Source organism: Paenibacillus sp. FSL R7-0312, from assembly GCF_038004445.1.
Lineage (GTDB): Bacteria > Bacillota > Bacilli > Paenibacillales > Paenibacillaceae > Paenibacillus_AQ.
Genome location: NZ_JBBORE010000001.1, coordinates 2,568,016 through 2,594,294, shown reverse-complemented (window position 1 = coordinate 2,594,294; position 26,279 = coordinate 2,568,016). Strand labels below are relative to the sequence as shown.

19 protein-coding genes are annotated in these 26,279 nt (G+C 51.9%); 4 read left to right on the top strand and 15 right to left on the bottom strand.

Annotated features, from left to right (window positions below; genetic code table 11):
• Positions 1-44: 44 nt before the first annotated feature.
• Positions 45-713, bottom strand: coding sequence for a potassium channel family protein (locus tag MKX70_RS11445; RefSeq protein WP_042239349.1), 669 nt, complete (start codon positions 711-713; stop codon positions 45-47).
• A 14-nt stretch (positions 714-727) separates the two neighbouring features.
• Entirely contained in the window at positions 728-2,095 is a 1,368-nt protein-coding gene (locus tag MKX70_RS11440; RefSeq protein WP_042239351.1) for a TrkH family potassium uptake protein, read from the bottom strand.
• 286 nt (positions 2,096-2,381) lie between these two features.
• Between MKX70_RS11440 and MKX70_RS11435 the strand changes: the two genes are divergently transcribed.
• Entirely contained in the window at positions 2,382-4,088 is a 1,707-nt protein-coding gene (locus tag MKX70_RS11435; RefSeq protein WP_042239353.1) for a CPBP family intramembrane glutamic endopeptidase, read from the top strand.
• Positions 4,089-4,202: 114 nt separating this feature from the next.
• Here MKX70_RS11435 and MKX70_RS11430 read toward each other — a convergent pair whose 3' ends face one another.
• From MKX70_RS11430 to MKX70_RS11400, 7 genes are all read right to left on the bottom strand, one after another.
• Positions 4,203-5,963, bottom strand: coding sequence for a sensor histidine kinase (locus tag MKX70_RS11430; protein WP_042239355.1), 1,761 nt, complete (start codon positions 5,961-5,963; stop codon positions 4,203-4,205).
• Positions 5,964-5,969: 6 nt separating this feature from the next.
• Positions 5,970-7,526 carry a response regulator gene (locus MKX70_RS11425; protein WP_042239356.1) on the bottom strand — a complete coding sequence of 519 codons (1,557 nt, stop codon included), beginning with the start codon at positions 7,524-7,526 and terminating at the stop codon, positions 5,970-5,972.
• A 64-nt stretch (positions 7,527-7,590) separates the two neighbouring features.
• Positions 7,591-9,330, bottom strand: a complete 1,740-nt coding sequence (locus MKX70_RS11420; RefSeq protein WP_231637723.1) for an extracellular solute-binding protein — start codon at positions 9,328-9,330, stop codon at positions 7,591-7,593.
• Positions 9,331-9,464: 134 nt separating this feature from the next.
• Complete coding sequence (locus MKX70_RS11415) at positions 9,465-14,033, bottom strand: galactose-binding domain-containing protein (RefSeq protein ID WP_340840037.1); 4,569 nt, start codon at positions 14,031-14,033, stop codon at positions 9,465-9,467.
• Between the two features lie 587 nt (positions 14,034-14,620).
• A complete protein-coding gene (uvrC, locus tag MKX70_RS11410) occupies positions 14,621-16,612 on the bottom strand; it encodes an excinuclease ABC subunit UvrC (protein WP_042239361.1) in 1,992 nt (663 codons plus the stop codon).
• 180 nt (positions 16,613-16,792) lie between these two features.
• Positions 16,793-17,110, bottom strand: coding sequence for a thioredoxin (gene trxA / locus MKX70_RS11405; protein ID WP_042239365.1), 318 nt, complete (start codon positions 17,108-17,110; stop codon positions 16,793-16,795).
• 267 nt (positions 17,111-17,377) lie between these two features.
• Positions 17,378-17,866 carry a GNAT family N-acetyltransferase gene (locus MKX70_RS11400; RefSeq protein WP_042239368.1) on the bottom strand — a complete coding sequence of 163 codons (489 nt, stop codon included), beginning with the start codon at positions 17,864-17,866 and terminating at the stop codon, positions 17,378-17,380.
• A 168-nt stretch (positions 17,867-18,034) separates the two neighbouring features.
• Between MKX70_RS11400 and MKX70_RS11395 the strand changes: the two genes are divergently transcribed.
• The gene (locus MKX70_RS11395; RefSeq protein WP_144026185.1) at positions 18,035-18,193 is read left to right on the top strand and encodes a YqzM family protein; all 159 of its coding nucleotides are present in this window, start codon (positions 18,035-18,037) and stop codon (positions 18,191-18,193) included.
• A gap of 440 nt (positions 18,194-18,633) precedes the next feature.
• Here the strand turns inward: MKX70_RS11395 and dnaI are convergent, their stop codons facing one another.
• From dnaI to MKX70_RS11380, 3 genes are all read right to left on the bottom strand, one after another.
• A complete protein-coding gene (dnaI, locus tag MKX70_RS11390) occupies positions 18,634-19,590 on the bottom strand; it encodes a primosomal protein DnaI (protein WP_340782747.1) in 957 nt (318 codons plus the stop codon).
• A gap of 18 nt (positions 19,591-19,608) precedes the next feature.
• The gene (locus tag MKX70_RS11385) at positions 19,609-21,159 is read right to left on the bottom strand and encodes a helicase DnaB (RefSeq protein ID WP_042239373.1); all 1,551 of its coding nucleotides are present in this window, start codon (positions 21,157-21,159) and stop codon (positions 19,609-19,611) included.
• A 226-nt stretch (positions 21,160-21,385) separates the two neighbouring features.
• The gene (locus MKX70_RS11380; RefSeq protein WP_042239374.1) at positions 21,386-21,682 is read right to left on the bottom strand and encodes a YuiB family protein; all 297 of its coding nucleotides are present in this window, start codon (positions 21,680-21,682) and stop codon (positions 21,386-21,388) included.
• Positions 21,683-21,961: 279 nt separating this feature from the next.
• Here MKX70_RS11380 and hemQ point away from each other — a divergent pair, with 279 nt between their 5' ends.
• Positions 21,962-22,720, top strand: coding sequence for a hydrogen peroxide-dependent heme synthase (gene hemQ, locus MKX70_RS11375; protein ID WP_340840036.1), 759 nt, complete (start codon positions 21,962-21,964; stop codon positions 22,718-22,720).
• Positions 22,721-22,917: 197 nt separating this feature from the next.
• Here the strand turns inward: hemQ and MKX70_RS11370 are convergent, their stop codons facing one another.
• Positions 22,918-23,193, bottom strand: a complete 276-nt coding sequence (locus MKX70_RS11370) for a hypothetical protein (RefSeq protein WP_042239380.1) — start codon at positions 23,191-23,193, stop codon at positions 22,918-22,920.
• 1 nt (position 23,194) lies between these two features.
• Positions 23,195-24,388 (bottom strand): NAD(P)/FAD-dependent oxidoreductase, encoded by a 1,194-nt coding sequence (locus MKX70_RS11365; protein ID WP_042239383.1) that lies wholly within the window; start codon positions 24,386-24,388, stop codon positions 23,195-23,197.
• A 325-nt stretch (positions 24,389-24,713) separates the two neighbouring features.
• On the opposite strand from MKX70_RS11365, the gene MKX70_RS11360 reads away from it, so the two are divergent.
• Positions 24,714-25,688: an NAD(P)/FAD-dependent oxidoreductase gene (locus MKX70_RS11360; RefSeq protein ID WP_340790124.1), complete on the top strand. Its 975-nt coding sequence runs from the start codon at positions 24,714-24,716 to the stop codon at positions 25,686-25,688.
• Positions 25,689-25,823: 135 nt separating this feature from the next.
• On the opposite strand, the gene MKX70_RS11355 is transcribed toward MKX70_RS11360, so the two are convergent.
• The gene (locus MKX70_RS11355) at positions 25,824-25,967 is read right to left on the bottom strand and encodes a sporulation histidine kinase inhibitor Sda (protein WP_042217282.1); all 144 of its coding nucleotides are present in this window, start codon (positions 25,965-25,967) and stop codon (positions 25,824-25,826) included.
• Positions 25,968-26,279 lie beyond the last annotated feature (312 nt).

Here is a 26,279-nt window from a genome sequence, read left to right as displayed (position 1 = left end):
TTTTTGCATTCTCTTATAGAGATACGCAGACTGGAATTCTGCACCTAATCCGCATTCACCGCTTCATCCTCGAACTCCCCGATGCTGTCATTGGAGCCGATCACCACCATGATATCCCCCTGATGCACATAGTCGTGTGCGGTCGGGGCAACGATAATGCCGTCCTCGCGGTTCAGGGCAATAATGCTGCAGCCGTATTTGCCCCGTGTGTTCAGCTCTGCGAGGCTTTTGCCGTCCATGCAGGCAGGCACCGTCAGCTCAACGATCTTGTAGTCCTTGGAGATCTCAATATAGTCCAGTAAGTTTGGTGTCACCAGCTGGTGGGCCACACGGATTCCCATATCACGCTCCGGAAAAATCACCCGGTCCACGCCCAGCTTCGACAATGCGCGTCCATGCAGAATCGAGATGGCTTTGCCGACCACCTGCTTGACGCCGAGCTCCTTGAGCAGAATTGCAGCCAGAATGCTCCGCTCCATATTATCCCCGATCGCCACAACTCCGCAGTCGAAATTACGCACCCCGAGGGAGCGCATAATCCCTTCATCCGTAGCATCCGCCATCACCGCATGGGTCAGCTTGCCGGTCATCTCCTCCACCCGCTCCTCCTGGTGGTCAATCCCAAGCACCTCATAGCCCATGGACATCAGCTCAAGCGCCAGACTTGAACCGAAGCGGCCCAGGCCGATTACAACAAATTGCTGTGCTTTCATGTCTCGATTTCCCCTTATCCAATTATCATTTTGCCTTCCGGATACTTATACAAAGGTTTACCCTGTTTTGGCCCTAGTGCATAGGCCAGCGTCAGGAGTCCAAGCCGTCCGGCGAACATGGTCAGGCAGATCAGGATTTTGCCGACCTGAGTAAGCTCCGGCGTCAGTCCCAGACTCAGCCCCACGGTGGCAAACGCCGAGGTTGTCTCGAATAGAATCATCAGAAAAGCGCGGTCCTCCGTGGTGGAGAGCACCATCGAGACCGCAACGATCAGCAGCAGGGCCAGCAGCGTAATGGTCAGCGCCTTGAACACACGCTCCTGGGCCAGCCGGTAACGGAATAGTACGATATCCTCCCGCCCGCGCAGCATAGAGATTACAGCTCCGACCATCAGCGTGAAGGTCGTCGTCTTGATTCCGCCGCCGGTTGAACCTGGAGAGGCACCGATAAACATCAGAATGATAATGAAAAACTGCGTTGCCTGCCGCAGCCCCGTGATATCAAGCGTATTGGCCCCGGCCGTCCGGGGAGTGACCGATTGGAACAGGGCAGCCCACAGCTTGCCCCCGAAATTCAGCGGCCCAAGAGTGCGGGTATTGGTGAACTCGAAGATGAAGATGACGACCATCCCCGTAAAAATAAGTCCCCCGGTCATCGACAGCACCACCTTGCTGTGCAAAGACAGCCTGCGCGTACGGCGGAATTCCACGAGATCCGACATGACAATGAAGCCGATACCGCCGGATACAATCAGGAATATCGTTGCAAGATTTACCGCAGGATCAGCTACATATCCGGTCAAGCTGCGATAGCCGCCAAAAAGATCAAACCCGGCATTATTAAACAATGATACTGCATGAAACAGACCATAATATAGCGCACGGCTCAGCGGCATATCAACGGCCCAGCGGATGGTCAGCACGGCTGCTCCGGCAGCTTCAATCACCAGGGAATATACCAGCACCTTGCGGATCAGCCGCACGATTCCCTCCATCGAGCTCTGATTCATAGCCTCCTGAAGAATCAGCCGGTCGCGCAGCGAGATTCTGCGTTTCAGCAGCAGCGCAAACAGAGTGGCCATGGTCATGAAGCCCAGTCCGCCAATTTGAATGAGTACAAGAATGACAGCTTGTCCGAATCCGGTGAAATAGGTTCCCGTATCCACAACGACCAGTCCGGTCACACAGGCTGCAGAGGTAGCCGTAAACAGCGCGTCGATGAAGCCCAGTGGATGCCCGGTTACACTGGACAACGGGAGCATAAGGAGCAGGGTACCTATGCTAATCATAGCAGCAAACCCAATCACCAGAATTTGCGGCGGAGAGAGCTTCAGAAATTTGAATCCTTTAATCTTTGAGAATGGTGAAGCCAAACCTCTCATCCTTTCACAGTATCCATATTAGCTATTACGAATTCATCAATATCAAATAAACATACAAAATTATATACGTTATTGCCTGACTTCACAAAGATTCATTTTCGATACAAGCAGAAGCGGCTTGTGAAGCATATAAATCCTTCTCTTTCTTATAATACGCTTTGAAAATAAACAAGCATAAGTCTGGACCTCTCCACGTAAAACGATAATACGGCATTTTTTTGTAACTGCCCGGCAAGTAATACTATAATGGAAATTACAAGAGTACTTCATTTCAAGGAGGCGTTTCATGAATTCCGTCGGCCAGCCCCTACAGCAGCGGCCCCTCACCACCAAACTTATCCTTGCTGGAATTCTTGGACTTATTGTGTTTGTCATGTTCCAGGTCGCCCCCCAGCTCATCCAGGGCTCCGGTGAGGACACAGCAATGATCAGCAAAAGCGAAGTTCAAGACAAAGCCGCCGCATTCGCAGCACAGCAGCTCGGCCACGAAGCTGGGGTCAAGGATGAATGGATTGTCCTATACAAGACAGATGCCTCTTTCTACGGCTATATGTCCCGGGAGAAGCTGCTTGAGGATTACACCAAGAACAAGCTGGATCAGCGGTACCCGTATGATGTCTACCATGCGGCTCTCTATACTGCAGGGGAGGCGGATGCCCTGCTCTCGGTGGATGTCAATATGTATACAGGAGAGGTAGTGGCTTTTGCCCGGGGAGCCGATGCCGATGCTGCTGCAGGACTAGATTACGGGGAAGTGCCTGCAAAAGTTGTAACTAACCCTGCTTCAACAGCAAACACTGTAAGCAGTGAAGCGGATCTTCCCCTTGAGCGAAAAGAGAATCTGGCCCGCCCATGGCTGCAGTTATGGGGAGCAAACCCCGCCAAGCTGCAGATAGAAGCTAACAGTGCTGAATACGGGCTTGTCTATACGGAGAGCTCGGTGAAGGTCGGAGAATCTACGTTGCACTATAACTTCAACTTCTCCGGCGGAGAGGTCTCCTATTTCCGTGCCGGATTCTCTGCTCCCGCCTGGCATGATGCTTACGTAGACGAACAGACCTCTCTGGCCAACAAGCTCACCTTATTCGGCTATGGTCTGCCTACATTGCTTCTGGGGATTCTGGCGCTGATCTACAGCATTCTACGCCGGGAACATACCTCTTGGAGGCGCGGGATCTTCCTGAGCTCCGCCCACTTCCTGATTATGATGGTCAGCAGCTACAATGTACTTCCTGAATCAGGTGGAGACAGTGCCACAGCGCGTATCACTGCCGCTCTGATGTTCATCATCTTTGTTCTCTACAGCCTGCTGATGTCATCGCTGCTCTACTTCTCACTGGTCGGAGGCGATGGGCTGTGGCGCAAGGAGGGTCTTAATCCCTGGCCCCGCGCCAAAGAGCCCGGTTACGGCCAGTATGTACTGGACAGCATCCGTGCCGGCTATGTATGGGCATTCATCCTGCTCGGCGTGCAGACGTTCATGTTCATCATTCTGTCTTTCGCCTTGGATAACTGGTCCACCACGGATGCCAGCCAGTCTCCCTACAATATGAAATACGCCTGGCTGCTGCCGATTGTCGCCTGGCTTGCCGGTCTCTCTGAAGAGGCTGTGTACCGGTTGTTCGGTATCCGGATGCTCAAGAAGCTCGTGAAGAATACCTTCATCGCTGCACTGATCACTACGCTGATCTGGGCGCTCGGACATACACTCTACCCGATCTATCCGGTCAGCTCACGGCCGATTGAGCTTACGGTAATAGGTTTGCTGTTCAGCTATATCTTCCTGCGCTATGGCTTCATCGCCGTGATGTTCAGCCATGTGGTGTTTGACAGCATCCTGATGGGGGCTACGCTGATCTTCATGCAGGATAAGGTGAACATCGGCGCCGGTATTGTCACGATCATCCTGCCGTTCATCGTCGGCTACATCGTGTACCGCTTCAACCCTCCGCGCAATACGGAGCAGGCAGAGCCGGTCCAGCCTCTGACTTAGACTTAGACGGAACCCGTTGATCCGCCCTGCATATCCTAATGGGGCTGTCCCAAAGCCATGAAATGGCTGCTTGGGACAGCCCCTTCTGCTCATAATCCGGTAGGCACACCGTTTCTAGGCCTCGTCCTGCACAGATTGATACGGGCGGCAGGGAAACCGGAGCCGGATCAATGTCCCTTCACCAAGCGAGCTGTGAATGGCTACGCCATACTGCTTGCCGTACTGCAGCTGAATCCGCTGATCCACATTGCGGATGCCATAGCCGATTCCTTGGCCCGCAGGCTCCAGAATCTGCCCGATTAGCTCTTCCTTCATCCCGAGCCCGTTATCCTCCACCTCGAAGATCATATCCGCACCTTCCCGGTAAGCCCGGATGATCAGCGAAATCTCATCATCGTACCAGGCATGCTCCAGCGCATTCTCCACAAACGGCTGCAGAATAAACTTCACGCTCTCGCTCTCCAGAACCTCCGGTGCAATATCATAAGCCACCTGGATACGGTCCACATTCTTAATCCGCTGAATATCCAGATAAGACTCGGCAATCTGCAGTTCCTGCTCCACGGGAATAATCATCTCCCCGCGGTGCAGCGTCAGCCGGTAGAACCTGGCCAGCGAACGGATGACCTCATGCAGCTTATCGATCTCCCCCAGCTTGGCCATCCGGCTGATCGAAGAGAAGGTGTTATACAGGAAATGCGGATTCATCTGGGAATGCAGTACCTGCAGCTCGGTCTCTTTCTTCTCCAGGTTGACGACATAGACCTCGTCGATTAACCGCTGTATAGTTGAAGCCATGTCGTTAAAAGCACTGCCGATTTCCGCAAACTCATCATTGCCCTGCACCGGCATCCGCTTGTGGAAATCCCCTTCCTTAAAAGACTTCAGGGAAGCGATCAGCTTCTGGAAGCTCCGTGCAAAATACTGGGACATCACCAGACTGATCAGAAAGAGCAGGATCAGAGTGATCAGACAGATGCCGATGGTCACATTTCGGACCTGCTGTGAATTCTTCTGCAGTGAAGAATAGGGAATCCAAGCCACCACGCTGGCGGGCATATTCGTAACGGGCTGTCTAATTTGCATATAGGATTCCGGCTGCTGAATATAGCCTGAAGCGGCTGAGGGCAGCAAATCCGGTTTAACCTTGTTGCGGGAGCTTATGAAGAGCAGACGGTTGTCATTATCCACGATGAACAGGATGCTGTCCTCGCCCAGCTGCCCGGAGCCGGCATCAGAGAAGATATACTTCATATTCGCCGTCATCTTGATCAGGCCGTTCAGCTGCAGTGTATCGTAATTGATCAGGGGACGCAGGTAGGAGATGCTCGCGTCCATCCTGTCATTGCCCACCTGCCGCCATTCATAGGAGCCGTAATGCAGCTTTAGCCCTCTATACCAGTCTTCATTCTTAATACGGTCCATGTGAAATAGAGAGTACTTACGGACATCGCCCGCTGCACTCTCGTTGTAATAGAATTCTCCGACATTAGGGTTGCTGACATATACGGACAGCTTGACCTCCGGGTCCGGCAGATTCGCAGCATTCTCCAGCCTGGGAAGAATATACTGCGACATGATGCTATATTTCTCCCAGCCGGAATGATAACCTGTCAAATAACGCGAGAGGGTCTGATCCGCGTACAGCTCGTCGGTGCTGCGGACAACATCCTTCAGCCGGTAATCGACGTTGCTGGCAATTTGCCTGACAGCCACCTCCAGATTGCTTCTGGTGTGCTCCTCAGTGGAACGCACGGAGGAGACATAGGCGTAGCTTCCGATGCCGATAACCGGTGTCAGCACCAGCAGCAGATAGGAAATAAGCAGCTTGTAGGCCAAGGGCATGTATACGGGTTTCGCACGCTTCTTCTGCATGCCGGATCAGCTCTGCTTTCTGTAATCGGCTGCGGTAATATTGAAATATTCACGAAATTGCCTGCTGAAATAAGCAATATTCTTGTAGCCCACCTTATCAGCCACTTCGTAGATTTTGTATTGATGCTGATCAAGCAGGAGAATCGCTTTCTCCATCCGAATCCGCACAAGGTACTCATTGAAGCTCTCGCCGGTGTGCTCCTTGAACAGGACCCCGAGATGGTTCGGTGAATAGGCGAAATGGCTGGCCACCAGCCGTAAGGTAAGATTCTCCGTCAGCCGCTCCTGAATATAGACCTCAATTTGCTCCATCAGCCGGCGGTTCTTATGCTGCTTCTTCATGAACAGGATCTCGGAAATCTGGAACAGCGTATACCGCAGCCAGCGCTTAATATCATCCACCGTCTCCAGATGATGAATGGCGTCCATTTGCTCCAGACTCTCATAGGTTTCGTTCAGCGTCCCCAGATAGGCTTCAAGCCGGGTGACAATATGAATGGAGAAATGATAGACCTTCACCGGATGCTCAAACAGGGCCGCCATCGCGAACAGCTCATCGATGCAGTCGCAAATATCAGCCAGCCTGTAGCCTGCCATAGCCCCGAACATTCCCTCCAGCACAACGCTCAGCTCTTTAATATCCTGGGTCATTCCCGGCTTGTTCATTACGGGGGGAATCACTCTGTTCTTGCCGAGGAACATTTTGCCGTTCATATATGCCTTGGCCTGGGAAAAAGATGAGGTCAGCGCCTCCAGAGCACACACCTCAGCTCCATAACTCACAGTAATAGTGTAAGCAGTGTGCCCGCGAACCTTCAGCACCAGCTGCTGAAGCCACTCCTCCAGCTCCAGACGCTGCCCGGTATACACGAAACCAAGCTGCGAACGGTTCAGCCGGCACCATTTCCCGGCACCGGCGGATTCGATCTCTGTCCCAATATATTGGAACAGCCTGTCCAGACCGGCATAGACCTCCTCCGGATGCTCCTGCACCCGCCGGAGGACATCATCTGCCTCAATCAGCACCGCGGAGGCGCTGGAGAAGGCCAGATCCAGCGGATACCGGGCCAGAAAGGCCCCCAGTGTCGCACCGTCAATACTGCCCTCCAGCAAGTGCTGCAGCACATCATTTTTGATGAAATCAAAGGACGCCATCACGCCGCCGTCTTCCGGACCTTTGCTCCGCTCAAGATTCAGTTCAGCCGTCGCAGTGCGCAGCACGCCGATGAGCTCCTCATCATCAACCGGTTTCAGAATATAGGCATGCGCCTTTAAATCAAGCGCCTGCTTCGCATAGTGAAATTCCTGGTATCCGCTGATGAACACGATCTTCAGCACCGGATTCAGCTCCAGCGCCAGGCGGGACAGCTCCATGCCGGAAACCACGGGCATCCTGATGTCCGTAATCAGCAGGTCAATCTCATGATTCTCGATATATTGAAGAGCGGCAAGCGGATTGCTCTCGCTGCAGACCACTTCAATGCCAAGCTCACTCCAGGGAATCAGGCAGCGCAGACCCTCCAAGTCATAATTTTCATCGTCCACCAAGACGGCTCTGTACATCGCAATCAGCACTCCTTCATGCGGAAAAGAGGGTACGTATCGTATCCCTCTTCTTTCCAAACGTTTAGTATTCCGGGGAATAGGCCTTGATCTTCTTAAGATTGTTCCGCCATACACCGGTTTTCCAGGCGAGCAGCCTGTCATACCCCAAACCCGCTGCTTCCCTGTCTGCTTCCTCCATCAGCTGCCTGACCTCTTCCCCGCTTGCCGCAAAAATCATCCGGGGGATTACCTGCGCATACTGATCTTTCAGTCTTTGCAGAATAATCCCCTCTTCGGAGGCAGGCGCCGGATCGAGATTGGAGAATTCGGTGATGTTCATCGCCGTCCTGAACGTTACATTCGCTTGCCCGAGTGTTGTCCAGTCCCGGGCCTCCGCAGGCAGCAGCTTCTCGCGTCTGGCTTTGGCTGAATCAATATATGAGGTATTACCGTACCAGTTGAATTCTCCAATCTTCAGATCATCGTACTGCTTCAAATCACGGCCAATATAGGAATTATTTGGAACAGGAACTCCATCCTCCACTTTATCATAAAACATACCCTGCGGCCCGAAGAAAATAATGCGCTGTCCCTCCGGGCTCGTCGCCCAGTTCATATAGGAGAAAATGGCTTCCGGATCTCTGGCACCGGTTGTAATCACATTGACATTCCAGCCCAGTGTATTGTATCCGGAAGGGTACACCTTATCTGGATCAACGCCTGTCCGGTGCACCGGCCAGATGATATCGTATCCGTCTTGCGGATCTTTGGCCGAGAGCTGATTATCCGCCTCACGGCCGATCCCTTCCACGATGGCGTCATACGCGCCGAATACAGCGATCCGGCCGGTTTTGAGCTTCTCCAGTACCTGATCCCGGGTTTCGGTTAATAGATCCGGAGACGTCAGCCCTTGACGGACGAGCCGGTTAGCCAGCAGCAGCGTCTCCAGGAATGCCGGATCCCGGTACACAGAAGTCAATCGGAACCCGGTGGGCACGCCGAAGATTTGTCCTGAACCTGGAGAGATGAAGCTTGGTGTCCGGTTATCCCCCGCACCGCTGTACAGCATGCCGATCATCTGTATATCCGCTCCGTCCCGGGTCTCCCCGAAGTCAATCGGGACGAGTTCAGGATACTTTTGCTGCACCCGCTTCAGATAAGCCTCCAGATCATCCCATGTCTCCAGCTTAGGAGAGCCAAGCGCCCGGTAGATCTTCTTCTCAACCAGGAAACCGGCGTTACCGCTGCCGTTGCTGCCGTTAATATACCAGTTCGGAATCTGGTACAGCTTGCCGTCTTCACTGCGCAGCATGTTCAATGTATCCTCGCCTATGGTCTGGACAAATTCAGGATATTCCGTCAGATAAGGGTCGAGTGCCACCAGCTTGCCTGCTTTTTGCAGCCGCTCCACTTCCTTGCCCCGGTCCATGACCAGCACATCGGGAAGCTGATCCGAGACAATCATCGCGTTCAGCTTCTGGGCGGCAGCCCCGCTGGATTGTACCGGAGTGAGCGTAACCTTCAGATTATCGGTGATCCACCGGCTATGCGGCCTGCCCTCCCAGGTCGGCGCCGTATACCAGTCATAGTTCACAAATACGGTGAACTGGACCGGCTTCACCTTGGCAGCCAATGCTGAAAGGGCGGTAGCCGGATGAAGTGCAAGCAGCGTATTGCCGGGATCACCGGAACTGCCGGAATTGCTGCGATTAGCGTTATCAGCATTACCAGTCCTGTCAATAGAATTGGCGTTACCAGTGCTACCGTTTGAGCAGGCAGCAAGACCACCCAGAACCAGCATGACTAACAGCAATTGCAGCAATTTGCCTCCTTTCACCCCATTGCAGGCAGGCCGGTTCTGCCCCTCCTGCAAGAACCGCAATAACATTGACCTATGCATAATCCTCACCATTTCTTTACGTTGATGCCTCTATTCTATCGCCAATGCCGCCCTGATTAATAGACCGACATTTCCCATAAAGAATAGCCGTACTGTGTGCCCCGCTCCGTACCGTTCACCTTCACATACCGCGCGCTGACCGGGGTGAAGCTGATATCGTCCAGTTCCCCGTCCCCGGTTGTCGCCGAATAGGCCGTTGTCCAGTCCGTGCCATCTGCCGAAGTCTCAATGGTATAGGATTTGGCATACGCTCCCTCCCAGTTCAGCAGGACGCGGCTGACCGTCTGAGCAGAGCCGAGGTCGACCTGAATCCACTGCGGATCACTGAAGGCCGATTCCCAGCGGGTGCCAAGGTCCCCGTCCACTGCACCTGCTGCCGGCTGTTTCGGATTCTCCGAAGCGGTAACTGCCTTATTCAAGGCGAGATTCACGGATGGTGTTCCACCGGTAATTACCTGCTGCACGGAAGCATCCGCATAGCCTGCTGCCGTTACAATAATTGTGTAAGTCTTCGCAGCAGGGAACAGTGCGGTGTTCAGCGTAATTTTACCGGCTGTCACAGTATAATCCGCTGCCGCCGCTGTAGTTCCATCCACCTTCACCGCGCTGATTGCGCCCCTCCAGGCTGCATTATCCGTGAATGTCAGCTCAACCGGCTGGCCGGCTGCATTCTGCGTTGTATCCGCTGCAAGGGCAAGAGGAGCAAGCGGCGTCACGGTGCCGCCGCTGCCGTACACCTCCAGTTCCCACAAGGAGTACCCGTACTGTGTGCCGCGTTCCGTGCCGTTCACCTTTACATAACGCGCGCTGACCGGCGCGAAGCTGACATCATCGATGGCCCCATCTCCGGTTGTCGTAGAGTAGGCTGGTGCCCAGTTCGCACCATCTGCTGAAGTCTCGATCGTATACGACTTGGCATACGCTCCCTCCCAGTTCAGCAGGATACGACTGACCGTCTGATTAGAACCGAGGTCGACCTGAATCCACTGCGGATCGCTGAAGGCCGATTCCCAGCGGGTACCCGGATCTCCGTCCACTGCACCCGCAGCAGGCTGTTTCGGATTCTCCGAGGCGGTAACCGCCTTGTTCAGGGCCAGGTTCGCGGAGGTTGCTCCGCCAGTGACCACTTGCTGCACTGAAGCATCGTTATAGCCCGTTGCCGAAACTGTAATCGTGTAGGTCTTCGCCGCAGGGAACAGCGCGGTATTCAGCATGATTGTACCGGCTGCCACGGTATAATTCGCTGCCGCCGCTGAGGTTCCATCCACCTTCACCGCACTGGCCGCGCTTCTCCAGGCCGCATTATCCGTGAATGTCAGCTCAATCGGCTGGCCAGCTGCATTCTGCGTTGTATCCGCTATCAGGGCAGGCGGAGTAAGCAGCGTCCCCGAATTCACCTTCGTCGGGTCAACCTTCACCAGCTTCTTGGCTTCAACTACAGCTGAGCCCGTAATTCCTCCTGCATTGCGGAATGTAACGGTAATTGCCGCATTCGTCGGATTCCAGACCAGTGCACTATATGCCGATCCTTTCTTATACACAGTTGCACTATACCCGTTCGCTGCCCAAATGTCTTTGGTGCGTGATCCAAGAGTTGCCATGTTATGCACGAACCAGTACGTATTGAACAATTCATTCTGCTGCGGAAGTGCCGGATTCCATTTATTCAGAACAGCTTGCGGATCGCTCAGCGCTTGAATCGGCCAGACGATATGGTACCAGTCCGTTTCCGGACCGCTGTTATCGGCTACGAAGCCGCTGTATAATCCGGCAGCCTTAGCTGTGTCGAACCCGTAGCTGGTTAAATATTCAGCCGTTGGCAGCCAGTGAATACCATAGACATACACCGGATTGCCGTTGAAAAAGGTTCCGAAGAAGTTCGAGCTTCCGTAAATCTGCCCGACAGATTTATGCGTATAGCCCGGCAGCCAGTTATCCTGGTCGTAGTTGAACCAGTACTGCTGCACTGCTCTAAGCTCCGTCGTGAAGCCCATAATGGACGCATCCCGGAACGCTGTGTTGCCGGTCAGTGTGCTCCACATATACTGGCCTACCCAGCCGAACAGGGATTCCCCTGCAGCTTCCTGGTTATTGCCGCTGTCATTGTCGGCATAACCGCCAGCCCATGAATGTCCTTCATACGGGTCGAAGTTGCGGAAGTACGGATATTTCGGATCGGTCTTCGAGGGATTGGCATAGTCACGGATCAGCTCATCAACCATCCCGCTGAATTTGTTTCTGAAGTCAGTATCGTAGGTGGCCAGTACAGCGGAAGCAAAGACATAATAGCCATACGTGAAATGATGGTCCGTTATACCGGAGTTCGCGCCGAACTCGCTGTTCTTATAGATCAGGGTTCCCCAGTCGGAGTTGTAATCGAAATAGTAGTTAGCTTCTCCTGAAGTGTACGTGTACCAGTCTGTAAGTACCGTCTTCATCCGGGAGAGGAACAGATTCTTATAGCTCTCGCTGCCGATTTGATCGGCGATCAGCACACCCATTGCCAGCGGATGCAGCTTCTTGCCCTGCCAGTAAGCATCGGCTTGCATCAGATTGGTGGCGGTGTCCGTATCCAGCAGCGCCAGATAATTAAGCAGATCCTGACGGGAGTAGCCGGAATCACCCGGCTCGGTGAACTGCGGTACAATGCCGTAGAATTTATCGGCAGTGGCAAAGGAATTACCCTCCGTAACCTTCATCGTTCCGCGTATGGACGGGAAGGAGACAGCAGTCAGCGGCGTAGTAGTAACCTTCCACTGGTGGGGAAGCTGCGCCATCAGCGCCACATTCGGAAAGCCTGAACGCTTGAGTTCTGTAGTCGCATTGAAGGTGGTAGTGACATCCGAAGTGGTCTCATTGAAGGTATAAGCCACCTTCGTATCCGTCACGAATGCATATCCGTGCTGGTAGAAGTAATTCAGATTTGCGGGTGCCGGAAGAGCCGATAAGCTCAGGTAGTTCTGGCCTCCGCCCAGCTGGATTTTGAGCTTGGCGCCGACTTTCTTGAAGGTTGTACCGGCCGGTGCATACAGCCCATAGTTTCTGGTAACCATTACGGGCGTTGGGGCGCCATTGGAATTCGTGACCGCAATGCCGATATGGTCTGCAGTAACCGTGGCACCGTCAGCCGCCAGAATCGCATTATTGCTGTCATCGAAGAAGCGGGCCGTTGCCGGCAGGTACAGTTCAGGACTGGCCGGATCGCTGAATTGTGAATAGAGATAAGGCGAGCCTTTGACGAAGGTCGTCTTCATCTTCTCAGCAGTACCATCGCTTAATACGGCAGTTGCGGACCAATCACCGTAAGCGGTTATCCGGTTCGACATCCCTGAAGTATTAATATTACTGGCCATCAGGAACAGATCCGGGCTGCCTGCGGCTTCCTGCGCCTTGCCATCGGCGCTTAAGTAGCCTGCGCCCGGGTTCAGAACGCTTAGTCCCTGCTTGGTATATTTCGATTTGAGCGGAAGGGTAATAATGCCGTTGCCGAGCTGATTGATCATGATCGACTGCCACCAGTCGTTGGAAGGCAGCGGCGCAGTCAGTGCATCCGATTTATACAGCGGATATTTGGGCTGGGGAACCGAGAGGTCATTCGCGGCATAGCTGCCTTGACCTACGGCCACTGTTGTCAGCGCCGGCAGTGCCGGAATGTTATAGACCGGCTTGGGGTCGCCTGTCACATAATCATACGCCTGGAATTCAAAGATCGAGTAACCGAAGGAGGTCGCTCTGCTGATGCCGTTCATCCGCAGATAGCGGCCGCTGGCATAGACCGGAAGGTTAAGCGTGCCTCCGTCGCCGTGAAGCTCCCGGTAGATTGTAGTCCATGAACTGCCGTTATTTGAAACCTGGATATCATAGGTCCGTCCGGCGGCAGCCTCCCAATTGATGATGACCCGGCCAAGTGTCCGTACGCTGCCAAGGTCTACGCTAAGCCATTCATTATCGGTGGCGTTAGAGGACCAGCGTGTAGCCAAGTTTCCGTCCACTGCCAGTGCCGGCAATGTGGAGCCAGCAGGGAGATAGTCAGCCACCTGATAAGACGACGCCGTCGCCGGCTTGTTCAAGGCCATATTCGGCCCCAGCACTACCGGAGGAGGATTAACGCCGCCCGTGCCGTAAACCTCGAACTCGAAGAGGGAGATGCCGTATTGCGTCAGGCTGCGCGCGGTTGCCAATACCCGCACATAACGGCCGGTGCCGCTGAGTGTGAGATCATCCACACTGCCATCTCCCGTAGTTGTGGAATAGACATCACTCCAGTTCAATTCATCCGGAGATACCTGAATTTTGTAGGACTTGGCATATGCCCCTTCCCAGCGCAGGACAACGCGGTCTACTGCGGCAGATGCCCCGAGATCAACATAAATCCAGTTCGGATCTGCCCCCCATGCACTGCTCCAGCGGGAACCCGTATTGCCGTCCACCGCCAGATCCGGGGTATTGTTGCCCTCTGTGCCCGACGCATAAGCAGGCCGGTCCTGGGAGAGCAGATAAGAGCCAGCGGCATGCGCACGGCCGGGCGGAATGACCATTACGACACTTAGCAGCATGAGTATGCTCAGAAACAAAGCGGTGCCGTTTATGCCTTTCTTGCGTTTTAACCTTTTGGAATATGTCATTACCCTTAATCCTCCTCATGTCTATTGGTATACAGCCATCCAGCCCATAAACAAAATCTTTCCCGGTGTGATCATCAGCCTCCTTTACCTGGGTTTAAGCAGTCTACATCACTACATATATAAGCGCTTTCATAGATTCAAGATAAGCGTACCTTTTACCGAAACCGGTTGCAATTATACAAATCAACGATTTTATGCAGAAAGTAAGGATTAACTTATTTTCGCAGCAAAGATATCCCGGAACCTTCATCATCTATGTACAAAATCACCCACAGTTACTCATTGTGTTCGATTCTCCACATACATCTGGCCTGATACCCCCCACAGTAGCTCATTGTATTCGGTTTTTCGCCTACATTTGGCCTGATGACCCTCACACTAGCTTATTGTATTCGGTTTTTCGCCTACATTTGGCCTGATACCCCTCACAGTAGCTCATTGTATTCGGTTTTTCGCCTACACTCCCCCTCCTTTGGCCCGTCTTCAGGGGGAATCAGTGGGATTTCCGATGATACTATCAGTCCCCAACCAACCAAAAAACCGGCCCCCATGGGGCCGGCCTATGTTTCGTTACCGTTTGAGCTTATTTATAATGACGGTTCCTCATCCTTGAGCGCATCCAGAATCTGCCGGGCCAGCTTCTCGCCAATAGACAGAACACGGAAATCTTCCACGGAAGCTTCCTTGATCTTCTTCAGCGAGCCGAAATGCTTCAGCAGCGACTTCCGGCGCTTCTCCCCGATTCCCGGAACCGAATCCAGCTTCGAGGTGACCATCGATTTGCCGCGCTGTTCGCGGTGGAACGTAATTGCGAACCGGTGAACCTCATCCTGAATCCGCTGCAGGAGATAGAACTCCTGGCTGTCCCGGGCCAGCGACACCGGTTCGGCGGAATCCCCGACTAGCAGCTGCGCCGTTCTGTGCTTATCATCCTTGACGATACCGCAGACCGGAATGAACAGACCCAGCTCATTCTGCAGAATATCGATGGCCGAGGAGATCTGGCCTTTGCCTCCATCGACCACGATCAGGTCAGGCTGCGGCAGATTCTCCTTAAGCACCCGTTCATACCGGCGGCGGATGACCTCACGCATCGTCTCATAATCATCCGGCCCCTGCACAGTGCGGACCTTATATTTACGGTACTCTTTGCGGGCCGGCTTGCCGTCAATGAACACAACCATCGCCGAGACCGGATTCGTTCCTTGGATATTCGAGTTATCGAAAGCTTCAATCCGGTTCAGCGAAGCAAGTCCCAGACTCTGCCCCAGACTGCTCGCCGCACCGGAGGTGCGCTCCTCATCCCGCTCAATCAGGCGGAACTTCTCATCCAGCGCCACCCGGCTATTCTGGCAGGCCATGCCGACCATCTGCTTCTTGAGCCCGCGCTGCGGCACAAGTACCTTGATGCCCAGCCATTCCTGCAGGGCTGCCGCCCCTCCGGCCGCATCCACAGTTCCTTCAGCAGCCGTCTCCTGTTCCGCCGGATACTGCGGCTCCGCTGCAACCTCCGCCCTATCCTCCGCTTCCAGCGCTGCCTGCATCTCCTTACTGCCCAGCATGCCTGCAGCAGTCTGCAAGCCCGTTACCGCAGCACCTGTACCGGTCTCTGGCGTGAGCGCTTTGACAGCTCCGTCACTCAGCATATCCGGCAGCAGGATCTCCTGCGGCAATGCTGGATTATCGCTGTAATACTGCGTCACATAGGACATGAAATCACTGTACGCTTCCCCGTAGAACGGAAAAGCCGACGAGTGGCGCTGAATCATTTTACCCTGCCGCATATACAGGATTTGCACACACATCCAGCCCTTATCGACTGCATAGCCGAAGACGTCCCGGTCCTTGGTATCAACCGTGTTGATCTTCTGCTTCTCCATCAGGGCATCGATGTGAATAATCTGGTCCCGCAGCTCCTTGGCCCGCTCGAAATACAGCTCTTCTGCGGCCTCCTGCATCTTCTTCTGCAGATCCTTCTTCACCGCATCATGCCCCCCGTTCAGGAAGGACGAGATACTCTGCGTAATCTCCTCGTAAGCCGACTTCGGCACTTCCTTCTCGCAGGGAGCCAGACACTGGCCCATGTGATAATACAGGCAGACTTCCTTCGGCATCACCCCGCACTTGCGCAGCGGATACATCCGGTCCAGCAGCTTCTTGGTCTGCTGGGCCGCATAGCTATTCGGATACGGGCCGAAATATTTAGCTTTATCCTTCAGCACCCGCCGCGTGACCTCAAGGCGCGGATGCGCTTCATTCGTTATTTTCAAATACGGAAAAGTCTTATCATCCTTCAGCAGCACGTTGTAACGCGGCATATGCTTCTTGATCAGATTGCACTCCAGAATGAGTGCTTCCATATTGCTCGATGTGACGATATATTCGAAATCAACAATATTGGCGACAAGCCGCTGCGTCTTGCCGTTGTGGCTGCCGGTGAAATAAGAGCGCACGCGGTTCTTCAGCACCTTGGCCTTGCCCACATAAATAATCGTACCCTCATCATTCTTCATCAGATAGCAGCCGGGCAGATCAGGCAGCAGCGCCAGTTTGTTGCGGATATTATCCATATAATCCATGAGTTCTCCCCCACCTGTTACTACACTGTTATAAGGTAAGTTTAGAATAGAATGTACTACAGATTCAAGCCTTACTATAGAACACCCGTTTCTATTTGACAGACAAAGCGCCTTCGGAGAAACCGAAGGCGCTTTGTCTGAAGGAGCCGCGAGGCTCCGGATACCGCAGATTATAATCAATTATTGATGCTTAGCTACAATATTCTTAAGGGAATCCTTGGAGTTCAGTCCTACGACTTTGTCCACGGGTTGACCGTCTTTGAAGAAGATCAGAGTAGGAATACTCATTACTCCAAAGCGGGAAGCCGTTTCCGGATTCTCATCCACATTCAATTTGGCGATTTTTACGCTGTCTCCCAGCTCGGTGGACAATTCCTCCAGAATAGGGGCAAGCATTTTGCAAGGGCCGCACCAAGGTGCCCAGAAGTCAACTACTACAGTACCTTGACCTTCTACTTCATTACCGAAGGATTGGTCAGACACGTTCACGATAGCCATGATATTGTTCCTCCTCAAAAGTTTTGTGAGCATCCGCTTCCTGAAACAGGATCGTGCAAAGCTACTTCGGAAGCATGCGCTTAAGTTGTACGAAATAAGATCCGCTTCTATAGCCTGAGCCAAGTCCGCGAAAATTACTCCGAGAATATAGCGAAATAAAATGCTGCATGTAATATGATAACCAGATTACCTATTACCGACACATTAACAGTATAACATAATTGCAATGCATTTGTTATATATTTTATAAAATTATATTGTATAAAATCAATTTAGCCTAAGGTTTAACTTCATTGTCCGGGAGGTTCCGGATATCCCGAAATATTCGAATCCAAGCTTGTCATATAAGCGGACGGCCGCCTGATTCTCCGGATCTACACTAAGAGAAACCGATGGGTATCCATCGGATACGGCTTGCTGGATGATGGCCTCCATAAGTCTGATTCCCAAGCCCCGCTTTCTATAGCCGGGCCGTATAGCGACACCTAATTCCGGGGTTTCAGCATCCACGAATCCATAGCCTTGGTTCGTCTCTTCAAACAGTCTGTACCAGGCTGCACCTGCGGGCTGATTGTCAATCAGAGCGATTAGTGCCCTATCACCTTCTTTTCCCCAATTCTCGTTGTACTTCACGATATCCGGTGAACTCAGCAGCTCACTCCTGGAGGGCTTTCCTTGGACTATATTGATTGACTCATAATGCATATCCATTAGAAAATCGTATTCCTGCGGTTCCATAGGTCTAATACTTATCATCGAATCACCTCTTTGCATCTCATACAAGGCTAGGCGCCGATCTTATCTTTACATCTTCCCGGCAACTTCGTATACTTGAAGAAAGCGCATTAATTGTCAATGACTTCTCTCACATGTATAACTGTAACTCAACTCACACAGTCATGCAACAGCAAGGAGGAAGAAGCGATGGATGTCAACGCGCAAGTCCGTGACCCGCGGGAGCATGTCAACGAAGAGCCCCGTAACGACCTTGGCGACCTAATGGCCGGTTTTTTTGGAATGACAGGATTTATGACCGTAGTTTTCTTCGGGATGGTTATCATCAAGTTTATTATGTCCGAATAAAGCTGCAGGCAGCAGAGCAACACCGAAGTTTACGCAAAAAGCTAGATGCATACAGAGAACTCATACCAAACAGCGGCGGGGCCAGGGACTTCAATGTCCGGGGTTCCCGCTGTTTGTGTGCCGGCGAGCGGCACGGATTTGAATCGTTGAGTAACGCAAAATCCTGCACCAAATACAACATTTCCTTCGCTAAAGCGGTCCAAATCGGGAATTGTTGTATGAAAAGCAGCATTTCCCCCCACCGAGCAGTTAAGCACGACAATTGCTGTATTTTGTACAACATTCCCCACAAACACCCCGTTTCTTATGCTTCCAAGTTGCATTCCTTACAACATTTAGGCCTCTTAAGCAACAAAAGACAGACCACTCATAACCTCCGCAGCCCGTAAGCGGCGGGATTATAAATGATCCGTCCAGTAATATATATCAAGCAGCGGAATTTATCTTACCGTACCCCGCTGATTGTCCCCATGGAGTGGAATGACATCCACAAACGGGGCGATCCGGTCCATCAGCCGCTGGCCCTTGTAGACCTCTTCGCCGTCCTTGCTGGTGATGCTGAGATGCTTCTCCAGACCGTCGAGCGGATAATTCGAGGTATAGAAGGTTGGCTTGCGGTTCATCCGGTAGTTAAGAATCGCTCCCAGCACATGATCACGGGCCCAGGGATTCAGGTTCTCGGCACCAATATCGTCAAAAATGAGCAGATCGCAGTTTTTCATCGTATCTACCATTTCCTTAAGCTTCTGGTTATCCATCATGATTAGCTTCAATTCTTCAATAAAGTCCGGCATGTACACAATCACGCCGCTGTGGCCGGCAATCGCTAGCTCATGGAGCAGATAGCACATCAGGAAGGTCTTGCCTGTCCCGAAGCTCCCCTGCAGGTAGATTCCCCGGGAAGTCAGGCCCTCTGCCCGCACAGTCGCAATATAATCAAATATTTTATTCACGGCACTGGCCCGCCGGGGGTCCTTGCCCATAATGTCCATCTCGTCATATCCGCCGTTCAGCACCCGCTCATCCACATAGAAGCTGCGGATCCGCTTGCGGATGTTATCCTGATTATCCTGCGCGATCTTCAGCTTGCAGGGTGTCTTGCGCTCATACAAATCCGGTATTCCGTTAACAGTCTCCACCGTGAGCTTGCTGTAATGTCCCTGGAAATCATTCGGACAGTTCTCAAGGCCCGGACAGTTCTTGCAGTGGCGGTCCTCCTCGACATACTGGTAGAGCCGGCTTAAGTGCAGCCGCAGCCGTGACTCATCCAGCTCGGGATGATCAGCCTGAAGCTGCTTGACCAGGGGATTATTAAACAGTCCCTGCTCCAGATCACGGGAGCGCTGGCGCAGAGCGGAATTGTTCATCGAACGCAGCACTTCGCCCATAGACTCCATCGCCGCACCTCTCTTTCTTTAGGGCGTTCTCAGGACGCCCTTTTTCTTACTTGCCTTAATCTCGGCCGCTTTCTTCATCATCGCCGCGAATTCCTCATCCGATACGGTCCCGGCACTGCCGTCATCCAGCACAATCGGGATCTCCGGCTTGCCGGAACGTCCGGTGTTCTTCGTATATGAACGCTGGCGTGTCCCCGCCGCAGCCGTGCCGGCAGAGCCGGAAGCCGCCCCCTTGCCCTTCACCTTGGACTGGTCGCGGATATAATGCACAGCCTTCTCATAAGTATTCACCTGCTTAACCAGCATGTTGGAGGCAATGGCCTCCACGAAATTGCGGTTCATCCGCTGGTCGCCGCCGGAGGCCACCATTGTCATCAAATAATGAATCAGTACATTGATAACTTCACCATTGAGCTTGTAGTTCAAATCGATCTTCTCGAAGATATCCATCAGCTGGCCAGGAACAGCCCCGGGGAAAAACGTCTGCAGCAGACGTGTATAAGGTTCGTTACGCAGCATCATATTATATTGGTGAATGTCGCATTTGGACATAAATTGCGGAGGCACTTCTACATAGAACTCCATTTCGACAGACTGCTCCACCGGCGCACCGGAAGGATCACTCTCATCAGCGGCAGCAGAGCGCAGCGATACCACCTTGGCAGCGGCGATCTCACGTTTCTCCTGGCGCTTCATATCCTGACGGAAATGCTGGCTGGCCTTGTACTGCAGTGTATCCAGAATCACCTCGCCATCCGGCGTGAAGACATCATCCTCGTCCAGCAGGCGGCATAGATCCTGCGGGCCAAGCTCGTACTTGCGGGCCACATAATTAATAACACCCATCTGGTTATGATCGAAACGCAGCTTCTCCACATGCGCACGGTTGAGCGACTCACGCGGGAACCGCAGAATGATGTCGCTGTAGCCGATACTCGGCTCGCCGCCGTCAACTGTTCCCGGCTGACGCACGGTAGCTACCTCGGCCAGCGCCTGCTCCAGTTCGTAATCAATTACGTGGGTATTCAGCTCGAAAATATCATAAAAGGGCAGCGAAATATTCTCTTTACCGATCGACCGCCGGCTCCATTCTTCCGGTTCCCGGTTCCAGAACTGCTCGCGCAGCGACAATACAGCAAATTTGCCGATTTTATCCCTTAGCAGCAGCGTTAAATGCTGGGTCGCAAAAAATTCCGACGGCGACAACGGCGGCATTAATTCGTACTCATACATATAGTCATCGTTCTCCGCGGCATAAATCCGGCAGGTCTGCAGCAGCCCCACCGCTTCCAGCCGTGAAGCCTGGTCAACTAAATATTTGCGGCCCTTCTCATTAGGCTCTACGCCCAGAGTCATAAAGAGCCTGCGCTGCTGCTCCACACCGGAGTAGCCGATGGATTCAGCCGGTATATGCTCGAACAGCAGTCTGTACAGGCTGATGGCAAAAGCGCCGACCATCGGCTGATAGACCGAACCGAGCATTCGTCCATCCACATGGCTTAGACCGAATTCGCGGGAAACGCAGTACCGATGATGTTCGGTGAAATGATGCAGGTTGCTCATACGCATCTGCGGAAACCTCCCCCTCTTCTATACGAAATCATATAGATTTCTATTCTATCACAAAACACCCGGCCGGAAATGTAAAAAAAGGCCCAAAAAAGCTGCTTTTCCCCCTATTATCGACAGCTTGGTAACAGTTGCTGATTCTAGCGGAAAAGATAAGAAAAAAACGGCTTCCCCTTAGTTTTGAAGGAGATCAGCCGTTTGTTGTCTTGCCTGCTCTGCACTTTCCTCAGAACATTTTGTATCCGCCCAGCCGCAGCTTCTGAATGGTCCAGCCGCTCAGCACAGCACCGGCAAGGCCGGCTATACCGGTCAGATAGTCGACTACATGAAAGGTTGAGAGATGCTCCCATAACGACATGGAGCTCCGGTCCCAGATGGAGTAGACCACTACGGGAAGAATAACGATTATGAACAGGTATGCGGGAAACCACGTAGTCTTCATTAACATGTTAAGGATAAAGCCAATGCCAAACATCATGACAAAGAACAAAACGGCCAGAACAAACACTGGAATAAATCCCATCGTACCGCCATCCCCTCTCTCTATAAAGAACCGCACACCAAACCTTATATAATAGTAAGTTTACTAGAAAAAATGTAGCGAAGCAATGAACATTATCGTCCAGTGGTTTGTGATCAGCGCAAACGGCGGCTGCAGAGTTTGCTCTTGGCCGTTCGCATGCGATACAATGCAAATAGCAAATGGAAACGGCTGCAGCGTCTTCATAAGAACGGTGCACGTTTCTTTTCGAAAATATGTTTATACATATTAAACGTATGCAAACTTTAAAGGAGTGAGAACATGAACGAAGCCGCTTTGACACTGGAAGGCTGGTATGCCCTGCATGACTTCCGCTCTCTCAATTGGACTGCCTGGACGGCAGCCGATGATGAAGAACGCGCTGTTGCCCTGGAGGAGCTGCATGCTTTCATGCAGGAGTGGGGGGCCGTGGAAGAAGCCAAGGAAGGCAGCTCCACCGTGTATTCCATCGTTGGCCAGAAAGCTGATTTCGTGATGATGTTTCTGCGGGAAAGCCTGGAAGCATTGAATGCACTTGAGACTGCTTATAACAAAATCGCCTTTGCCCAATATACTACCAAAGCCTATTCATATGTAAGTATTGTTGAACTCAGCAACTACGCCGCAGGAGGAACTGCGGGAGACGGCAGCGATCCGATGCTGAATCCGCATGTTGCCACCCGGCTGAAGCCTATTCTGCCGCAAGCGAAGCATATCTGCTTCTATCCGATGAATAAGAAACGCGAGCTTGCGGACAACTGGTACATGCTCGACATGGACAAACGCCGTGAGCTGATGCATTCGCATGGCCTGATCGGCCGCGGATATGCCGGCAAGGTGAAGCAGATCATCTCCGGCTCCGTCGGATTCGATGACTGGGAGTGGGGCGTGACCCTGTTCGCTGAAGATGCCCTGCAGTTCAAGAAGCTGGTCTATGAGATGCGCTTTGATGAAGTGAGTGCCCGCTACGGCGAGTTCGGTCCCTTCTATGTCGGCAATCTGCTGACTGAGGAATCATTCGAAGAGATGCTGAAGCTCTAAAAGCGGGAAATAGCCACAATTATGTAAAGGTAAGGTTTCCTCGATGGAAGCCTTATTTTTATTTGGTCTTTCCAAGTGGCCGCCCTATTAACTTTTGGTTCGCTTATGGCAGCGCTGCTGTCCAATAAACGCAAATAGACCGCCCCTTCGCAGAGGTATGCGGTCTGTTTGTCGTGTTTACAAATTATTAAAATCACTTATGCCGAAGGTTCTTTACCGTCCTCATCGTCCTCATCGTCATCATCCCGCAGACTCTCCAGATATTCAGCCGTCGCCCGGTCACGTGCGCGGCCTTTATCCTTCAGACGCTCTATCGCCGGGAGAATGAGAATGTCGATTTCCTTCTGGATGTTGTAAGCCAGATCATACCGTGTCTGATCCTCAAGATAGGAACCCACCTCAATCAGAGCATTATACCGGTCCAGCTCCTCACGCGTGAGCAGTCCGCGAACTTGTACGCTGCAATGGCGCATCTTAGAGGAATCTTCCTTTTTTGAGTACCAGCGGAATGCCGCCGATAATGAGCAGGTAGCGCATGTCTACAACCTTCTTCAGCTGCGCCGCTGTCCAGCCCTTATAGGTCTTGTCGCCCACTACTGCAATCCCCTGACCTTTGCCCAGCGAGGCTACGGTGCCTTTGTTGCTGAATGTAAACTTCTTCGGCTGCTGGCTGCGGATGGCCGCTACAAGATTATGCGCACAGCATTCTCCCTGCTGCATAGCAATCTGTGCCGTTGGAGGGTAAGGACGTCCTTCCGGATTAATCATGAGGGAACCGTCACCAATGATGAAGATATTCTCATGTCCTGGAGCACGCAGGTATTCGTCTACCTTCACACGCCCGCGCATGGCTTCGAAGCCGGCAGCTTCAATCAGACGGTTGCCGCGGATACCACCGGTCCACACGATAGTGGAAGCCTTGATTTCTTCACCGGTTGCAAGAATAACACCGCCAGGCAGGCATTCCTTGATCGCCACGCCGAACTTGAAGGTTACCCCCTTCTTCGTAAGCACTGTCATCGCATGCTCGACAAGCTCCGGAGCGAACCCCGGCAGCGCAGTAGGGGCAGCCTCAATATTGTAGATGTTAACCATGCTTGGATCGACATCATATTCTTTGCACAGCGCCGGAATCCGGTCTGCCAGTTCGGCCACAAACTCAATGCCGCTGAAGCCCGCGCCGCCCACAACAAAGTTAATATGCTCCTGTGCATTATTCTCATTCTTGTATTTGGCAAATTGATACTGGGTATGTTCACGGATCAGCCGCACGGAGTTAATGCTGCGGATAGTCAGCGCATATTTGTCGAGTCCCGGAATTCCGAAGGTTTCAGGCTCGCCGCCAAGTGCGATTACGAGATAATCATACGAGAGGGTTCCATCTTCCAGAATAACCTTCTTCTGCTGGGTGCGGATCTCCTGTACGGAAGATTTAACAAGATCGATTTTGAATTCATCGATAAGCTTGGAGATGGATACGCGTGTATGCTCGACGCTGTCCGTTCCTGCTGCTGGCATATGCAGATGGGTCGTGAAATAATGATATTCATGGCGGTTGACCAGAGTTACATCCGCTTCATTATAGTTCAAAGCTTTCTGCAGCCGCTGGGCGGTCAAAATACCTCCATATCCCGCGCCTAGGATAACGATTTTGGGAATACTGCTCATGTTCCGGCTCCTTCCAACAGGTGAATCTGTCTATGTGTTATTTTTTGTAAAAAAAATCAGGTTTCTTTTGTGAATTTATACACTTAAATTCAGAAGAATTTCCAATAAAACTTAAAGGATTTCTAAAATAACCATATCCATTGTAAACCTTAGTATCGTTTTAATCAAATACAATCATACAACAAAATGTCACATTTTTCAGCGAAATCAAAGCCTTTGCAGCAGGGTCCTACAATGTTTATAATGAGTAGGTACGCTAGTATGGCAATTTGAAACTATCAACTCGGAGGTGTAATATTACGTGACACTAGAGCAATCCGTTCCTATGAGCGATCTGATCATCATAGGCGGGGGACCAGCCGGTATGTTTGCCGCTTTTTACGGCGGTATGCGCCAGGCTTCGGTAACACTTATTGAAAGTATGCCCCAATTGGGGGGGCAGCTTGCTGCTCTTTATCCCGAAAAATATATTTACGACGTGGCCGGTTTTCCTAAGATCACCGGACAGGAGCTGGTGGATAACCTTTCACGGCAAATGGAGCTCTTCCAGTCTGATATCCGTCTGGAGGAGAAGGTAGTATCTGTTGTGAAGCAGGACGAGCGCCACTTCGTCGTCACCACCGATAAAGCTGAATATCACAGCAAAGCTATTATTATCACAGCAGGTGTAGGGGCATTCGAGCCGCGGCGCCTAGAAGTGCCTGATGCGCAGCGTTTCGAGAAAGCCAACCTGAATTATTTTGTAAGCGATCTGAATGCATATAAAGGCAAGAAGGTGCTGATCAGCGGCGGCGGCGATTCTGCCGTGGACTGGGCGCTTATGCTTGAGCCTATCGCGGAGCAGGTAACCCTGATTCACCGCCGGGATAAATTCCGCGCACATGAACACAGTGTAGAGAATCTGATGGCCTCCAAGGTTAATGTAATTACGCCATCTGAGATCACTGAGCTGCACGGTGATGAGTTTATAACCAAGGTAACCTTGTCCCATATTAAGACCAAAGAAACTCAGGAAATCGAAGTAGACAGTGTAATTGTCAATTTCGGCTTTGTCTCCTCACTGGGACCGATTGCGGAATGGGGAATTGAGATTGACGGCAACTCCATTGTGGTAGACTCACGCATGGAGACCTGCATTCCGGGTATCTTTGCCGCAGGCGATATCACTACCTATCCAGGCAAGCTGAAGCTGATTGCTGTTGGATTCGGAGAAGCGCCGACTGCTGTGAATAACGCCAAGGTATATATTGATCCGGAAGCGAAGCTGTCCCCGGGACACAGCAGTAATCTCAAACTCTAGAATTGCGTATAACCTAAAACCTACAATAAAAGGGTATCCTTTCAGGTTGATTCCACCTCAACTTGAAAAGATACCCTATTCTGTGTTACTTGCGGTTTGATTAATTCTGGGTGCTGTAAAAGTTTGCTCTGATCTTTAGTGAAGAACCGCATGAACTGGAGAGTGTAAGTTCCGTTTGCGAATTTCAGCGAGTAACAGAGCGATGAAATCATGCTCCAATTGCAGCTCTATCGCTCTATGATAAGAGTCCAGCAGCATCTCATCCGACAATTCAACCATAACGTTCACCTACCTTTCCTTTATTTGGATCTGAATCTATCATAGCAAACTATCATTATTCGAACAAGCGTTCTCATTATCCACAAGCTACTGTGGAGATCCTGTGCATAATATGTTAGTAAGGGTTGCAATGTCAGGTGCTGCACGGTGGACTATGGGGATAATAGTTATGCACAGGGGAAGAGCTCCCGCTTATCCTTAAAAATAATTTTTAGAATGTTCATAATTGGCTGGGATTTTTATGTTCATATTACCTCGGATTTGACATGACTAAACGCAATATTATCTCATTACTATATTTATCGTCAATTA